Annotated in this window: 4 protein-coding genes; 1 reads left to right on the top strand and 3 read right to left on the bottom strand. The window is 39.0% G+C overall.

What is annotated here, in order from left to right:
* Positions 1-16: 16 nt before the first annotated feature.
* Together VB654_RS01170 and VB654_RS01175 are read right to left on the bottom strand one after the other, a co-directional pair.
* On the bottom strand, positions 17-1,204 hold the full coding sequence (locus VB654_RS01170; RefSeq protein ID WP_323211468.1) for a PP2C family protein-serine/threonine phosphatase: 1,188 nt from the start codon (positions 1,202-1,204) through the stop codon (positions 17-19).
* 125 nt (positions 1,205-1,329) lie between these two features.
* Positions 1,330-5,211 (bottom strand): response regulator, encoded by a 3,882-nt coding sequence (locus VB654_RS01175; protein WP_323211470.1) that lies wholly within the window; start codon positions 5,209-5,211, stop codon positions 1,330-1,332.
* Positions 5,212-5,493: 282 nt separating this feature from the next.
* On the opposite strand from VB654_RS01175, the gene VB654_RS01180 reads away from it, so the two are divergent.
* Positions 5,494-5,871, top strand: coding sequence for a four helix bundle protein (locus VB654_RS01180; protein ID WP_323211471.1), 378 nt, complete (start codon positions 5,494-5,496; stop codon positions 5,869-5,871).
* A gap of 143 nt (positions 5,872-6,014) precedes the next feature.
* Here VB654_RS01180 and VB654_RS01185 read toward each other — a convergent pair whose 3' ends face one another.
* Entirely contained in the window at positions 6,015-6,575 is a 561-nt protein-coding gene (locus VB654_RS01185) for a heme NO-binding domain-containing protein (RefSeq protein ID WP_323211613.1), read from the bottom strand.
* Positions 6,576-6,628: the final 53 nt, after the last annotated feature.

The following is a 6,628-nucleotide window of genomic DNA, read 5'->3' on the forward strand; positions in this document are numbered from 1 at the left end:
AATAATCTCACTTGCGTTAAGTATTTTCTGGTTCAAACTTTATTTCTAATAAAGAGCAGTCATCTGTAAATGATTGACTAGCTGTAACAGTTTTAATATCTGCTAAAATTTCATCTAAATTCATGAATTTGTGATTATATCTAGTCAATAAATTGATAAAATTGTTAAATCCCCACAGTTTACCATCAGACATTTCAACTTCATAAACTCCATCGCTAAAAACATAGATTTTACTAGATGGTTGAATTGTGCATACAGCATTTTCATATTTTCCCTCTGCAAATGCCCCGATGGGCATACTGGGAGTAATTAATTGTTTGATATTTGTACTAGAATCAGATGATTGAGAAAGTAATAACGCTGGTGGATGTCCAGCAGTAGAATAGGTTAATTGATAAGACTCAATGTTAAAAACTCCATACCAAATGGTAAAGTAACGGGTATTATGCTTTTCCATTTGGAAAACATCATTCAAAGCATTAAGAATTTCAGATGGTTGATAATAATTTGCTTGTAGTAGGGTTTGAGAACGCAATAAATTATGTACAGAAATAGAAGGTAGAGCAGCAGCTAACCCATGTCCAGAAACATCCAAAAGATAAATCACTAAGTTTTTGTTATCTAACCAATAGTAATCAAAGCAATCACCACCTAATTGACTAGAAGGCAAAAACCTGTAATTTATTGTTACTAATCCTGATATTGGTTCAGGTAGAATAGATTTAACGTACTCAGCAGCTTCATTTAATTCTGTTTCTAAAAGCTGCTTTTGAATTTGTAAATCTCCAGCTAATTTCTGAAGCTCTTGATTATTTTGATACAATCTAATTCCGGCTCGGACTCGTGCTTTCAATTCACTTATTTCAATCGGTTTACTCAAAAAATCATCCGCACCATTATCTAAACCTTCAACTTTATCTTCAACTGTTTTGCGTGCAGTCAAGAGAATAAAAAATGTTGTTGATAAAGAAACTTCGGATTTAATCGCACGACATACTGTTAAACCATCCATTTCGTCCATTTGCCAATCGCAAATAATCAAAGCTGGATGATGCTTATGAGCTTGTTCTATGCCTTGTCTACCACTAGAAGCAAGAATAACTTCATAGCCCTGTTTTTCTAGTGCTTGTTTAAGAACTATTTGGATAATTCGATCATCATCAATAACTAAAATTTTGATTTGAGAGTCAGATATTTGAGGCATAATTATAAAAATTCAAAATTCAAAATTCAAAATTCAAAATTAATTAAACAAAATATATTATCAAGTCTGGTTAATTAGACATAATATTTTTTTTATATGCCCTGTTCCGGCGCTATGATTAGTATTTAATCGGTAATATTATGAAACATTTCTAGAGCCGTAATCACCTTTTGGTGTTCATTCTCTAATTGATTAACCAGAATAGCGATTTGTGCGAAGGATTGATCTTGTGCTGTATATTCTAAAGTCTCACATATTTTACTCAAAGTGATTGCACCAATACTAACACTAGGCGATCGCAAGGCATGAGCGGCTTTTTTGAGATTAGCTAGATTTTCAGAGGACAGCGCATCTTGAATTGCCTGAATTGTGACTGGGGTATCTTCTCGGTAAACTTGGATCAGTTCCATAATTAAGCTATCGCCCTCACTACCAGCCATACTACGCAAGCCCTCCAGAACACTGCGGTCAATGACTGACTGCTGGTTAGAGGAGGTTAATACTTCATCTGTAACAGGTTCTGTCCCTTGATGATGCTGAGTACCATAATGTTTAAGAACTGCTTCCAGCCCTTCCACACTAATCGGTTTACTAATATAATCATTCATTCCGATACTCAGACATTCTTGGCGATCTTCTGCACGCGCATGGGCAGTCATAGCAATAATCCAAGGTTGGACATCCTGGGAAAAGTCCCCACGAATACGACAAGTTGTTTCCCAGCCGTCCATTTCTGGCATCTGGATATCCATAAAAACTACATCATACAATTGTCTTTGCAAGGCTTCTAAGGCTTCACATCCATCATTGGCGACATCTGCCCGATAACCCAAGCGATGCAGCATCTTGAGAGCAATTTTCTGATTGACTAACACATCCTCAACTAAGAGAATTTTCAGGGGCAAGCTTTTAGAGAGTTTAGTATCAACGGTGGGGAGATTTGGTTTAGGCAACCGAGAGTAAGAGGGAATGATAGACTCGTTAGTGACTTTGGTAAACCAGCTACCGCGAATAATTTGTAATAGGGTATTATGTAACTGGTACTGGCGCACTGGTTTAGGTAAAAAAGCCGTAAATTCAGCCGCTAACTGTTTCACTTCCCAGGTTTGTTTGCCCTTGGAACTTAACATCACCAAAGGTAAATTCCGTTGTTTGGGGATGTCTCGAATTTTAGCCGTTAGGTTGAGAGTGTTCCAGTCTGGACTATCAATATCTAAGATAGCTAGAGCAAAAGGTTTGTCTTGCCACAGATATTGGAGTATGGCATCATTAGACTCGGCAACTTGAACATCTAATCCTAAACTTTGAAGTTGCAAAGTTAAGCATTTTCTTAAATTGGTGTTATCAACTGCTAAGAGTAATCGTTGATTGAGCAGTTCAGGATCAGTACCGATGGAACTATCAATAGCTGACGGTTCAACTGGCAAAATAACTGTGAAATAGAAAGTAGAACCTTGATCTGGTTGACTATCTACCCACATTCTTCCCCCCATAATTTCGCACAGTCGTTTGCTGATGACTAGTCCTAAACCTGTGCCACCATAACGTCGAGTCATGGAGACATCAACCTGACTGAAGGGTTTAAAGAGTCGATGTAAGCGATCGCGGGGAATGCCAATACCTGTATCTCTAACGGCAAATTTTAACTCATAGCGTCCAGAACTTGAAACCAGCGGCCTAGCGGTGATCTTCACTACTATTTCGCCGACTTTGGTAAATTTAACGGCATTACTCATTAAATTCCAGAGAATTTGCCGCAGACGGGTAATATCACCAGTAATAAATGTCGGTACATCTGCTTCTATGAGGTACATTAATTCGATCCCTTTGGAAGCGGCTTGGGGAGCTAATAAATCCAGGGCTTCTTCCACACAAAGACGCAAATCAAAAGGCTGTGCTTCTAACTCTAATTTGCCAGATTCAATCTTAGAAAAGTCGAGAATATCGTTAATAATCGTTAGCAGTGCATTACTACTATTGCGAATAGTTTCTACACAGTCGAGTTGCTCAGAAGTTAAGCTAGTATCCAAAAGCATTCCACTCATGCCGATAATGGCATTCATAGGGGTGCGAATTTCATGACTCATGGTGGCCAGGAAATTACTTTTGGCCATATTGGCAGTCTCTGCTGTTTGCTTGGCCAGATTTAATTCTTCATTTTGCAGTGCTAACAGATTGGCTTGATGGGTTTCTTGAGAAAGTAACTGTGCTTGGGTGAGGGCAATACCCATTTGATCCGCCAAGTGTTTGAGCAGATCCAATTCTAATTGAGTCCATTTTCTAGGGCGATCGCACTGATGAGCAATTAATAATCCCCATAAATCTTCCCGCACTAAAATCGGGACAACCAAATTGGCTTTCACCTGAAACTGCTGTAAAAATTCCACATGGCAAGGTTGAAATCCGGCTTTCTCTATATCGGAAATCACAGTCATCCGTCCACGACGATAAAACTCAAAGTATTCATCCCTCAGACAAGGATCATTGATATCTTGGTCTAAAGTGACTGAAAATTCTGGAACTACTGCCTCCTTAACAACTTTACCATTACCATCAGGGTTAATTTGGAAGATAATAACGCGATCGCACTGCAAAATCCGTTGCACTTCCGTCACCGTTGTCTGTAGAATTTTTTCCGATTGCAAAGACTGACGAATTTCTTCAGTAATTTGCTTGAGCAGTAGCACCCGCTCATATTGTTGCTTTAGTGCGGCTTCTGAGAGTTTGCGTTCGGTAATATCTAGATGGGTTCCCACCATTCTGATCGCTCTACCTTGAGAATCGCGGCTGACTAACTTACCCCGATCTAGAATCCACTTCCATTCTCCAGATTTGGTAAAAAACCGGACTTCTACCTCATAAAAAGGTGTCTCCCCCTTGAGATGTGCGATCAGTCGCTGTTGCATGAGGGATAGATCCTCTGGATGGATCAACCGAATTTTCAGCTTGATATCGTTTTCTAGCTCTTCTGGCGTATAACCAAGCATTGTAAACCAACGTGGACTTCGATAAACTTCCCCAGTCACCAGATTCCAGTCCCAGAGTCCTTCATCTACAGCATCTAAAGCCAGCTTTAACCGTTCTTCATTTAATTTGAGAGCATTTTCAGCTTGTTTGCGTTGGGTAACATCGCGGTATTTCCACAAATGTCCATAAAATTTTTTGTTAACAACAATAGGTATATAATCCTGCTCAAAGATTCGCCCATCTTGCAGTGGCAATTCTTCATTCAGAGCAATTTGATTCTGGTTGAGAATATGATCTATACGCTGGATAAATTTCTCTGGTTCAGCAAACAGTTGTTTACTTGTCTGTGCTGCTTGCTGACAATCCATACCTTGTAAAGCTTCGGGAGAAACGGGAATACTAAACTGTTGACAAAATTCCTGATTTGCTAGAATAACGTGCCGGGTTTCGTCTTCCAATAACACACCAGCTTGTAAACTTTCAATTACTGTTCTCAATCTTGATGCTGTTGCCCGTAATTCCGCCCTCTGAGATGTAAGTCTAGCAGTCAGTTTTTTCGCATCTGTCAAGGCTGAGTTCTTACCCTGTAAAAGAAACAGATAATCTCCAACAGAATCGTAGAGAGGGAAATCATCGAGCTTCAAGTCTAGCTTTTTTAAATTGGCAATATCAGTAATCCAGGGAGAACCAAGAAACAGCAGATGATCCGATGCCTCTAGATACACTATTTCTCCTTTTAGCTGCATTTCCTTATGATGGGATTGCAACAGAAACAGCGATGGAGAAGAACCCGTTTTTGATGAGCGCGTATGCTGGTTAATAGCTGCAAAATTTACTTGACAACGGGGGCGATTAATCTGAAAATGTTCTTCTAGACAACTACCAACAATTAATACAGGTTCAAGAATGCGCTGAAGCACTCCACCTGCTTGGACAATCTTCATATCTCGATCTATGACCAAATGAAAGGGAAACAAAGCTGCCAATTGGTCTGGATTAAGACTGAATTGATTTGATTCGATCACCCTATCATTTGTCATAAATAATCAGTACATCATTAAATTGCCAACCCCTGACTCAAATATATCAACTTGGGGCAGAACTTTAATTTTTCGGTGTCTGATAATATATTAATATGAAGCTGCATGGAATAAAATATTAAGAATAATTGTAGCTTGCTTCCCGAAGGGTACGCAGATAAACGCAAATTCACACAGATAAAGATGGATTTTCAGGATTATGTGCAGCTTTACATAGGGTTTGCTGAATAAGTTGTCTGTGGAGATTAGGGAACAGGGAACAGGGAACAGGGAACAGAAAGAATGTCCAATATTAATGACTTTAAAGACTTAATGATTTGGCAAAAAGGGATGGATATTGCTCAAAGATGCTATTTTCTGACTAAACTTTTTCCCAAAGACGAGTTATATGCTATGGTTCAACAAATCAGAAGGAGTGCAGCATCTATTCGGGCTAATTCTATTCGGGCTAATATAGCCGAAGGATATGGACGACGATATAGAGGAGAATATGTAAGATTTTTAAACATAGCGCAAGGGTCAGTTAATGAGTTAGAAACTCACCTAATTTTATCAGAGCGAGTAGGATTATGCTCAGAAAAAGATATAGAAATGATTCTTAACTTATTAAAAGAGGAAAGCAGAATGATTATTAGTCTTATTAAAAAACTAGAAAAGTAAAAATTTTTCACTGTTCCCTGTTCCCCGTTCCCTGTTCCCTCCTCTCAAGTTGTAGGTTTAGCATAATAAGTACCGAAGAACCCATAAAATTGCTATGACCATAATACAACTTTGTGAATTTACACCCTAGTGACGAAAGTAGGTTAGGACTGCGAATCGTCATATTCAACAGCAAAAATATCGTGAGATGCACCTTGTTGACGAAAACTAGTTTGGGTAATATCTACCTTTGTATGAAAGCGTTTTCCCAATCCGTGAATTAAACCAATCACCATTGGTGCTAAACCCTGGCGAGTTGATTGATAGTGCAGTTCCATTGACTTTTCGCTGGTGTGTTCACAATCAAAAGATGGGGGACGGAGTTGGGGAAAACTCAAGCCGACTCGTGCGTGCAGATTATCAAGGTTCTCCATAAACTGCCCTAAAGAGTTGCCGGCGCTATCTAAAAGTTCTCCATAGCCTTCTTCTGCGGTGTATGTTACCCAGTATTCACCAAATGCTTTGAGTATTTCTTCTGCCTCCATGTCTAAAACCTCACAAGCTGCTGCAACTAAGCGATAGGTAATATCGTCAGAATAAGCATCCATGCCAACGAAGAAATCAATGTCTTCCAGTTCGGCCTTTTGCTTGATAGTTTCCCAGGTATTTTCACCGTGGTATTTACAAATCATATCTTCAATTGCTTTGTTGACTAGACCATACATGGATTTAGACTCCTTTGTATAAAAGATAACTTTGTGATCAGATGCTACCTTTA

The organism is Nodularia sp. UHCC 0506, from assembly GCF_034931045.1.
Taxonomy (GTDB): domain Bacteria; phylum Cyanobacteriota; class Cyanobacteriia; order Cyanobacteriales; family Nostocaceae; genus Nodularia.

What these genes read in the sequence shown, in the direction of transcription:
- VB654_RS01170 (WP_323211468.1), bottom strand. Translation starts at nt 1,204, where the DNA reads ATGCCTCAAATATCTGACTCTCAAATCAAAATTTTAGTTATTGATGAT.
- VB654_RS01180 (WP_323211471.1), top strand. Translation starts at nt 5,494, where the DNA reads ATGTCCAATATTAATGACTTTAAAGACTTAATGATTTGGCAAAAAGGG.
- VB654_RS01185 (WP_323211613.1), bottom strand. Translation starts at nt 6,575, where the DNA reads ATGTATGGTCTAGTCAACAAAGCAATTGAAGATATGATTTGTAAATAC.
- VB654_RS01175 (WP_323211470.1), bottom strand. Translation starts at nt 5,211, where the DNA reads ATGACAAATGATAGGGTGATCGAATCAAATCAATTCAGTCTTAATCCA.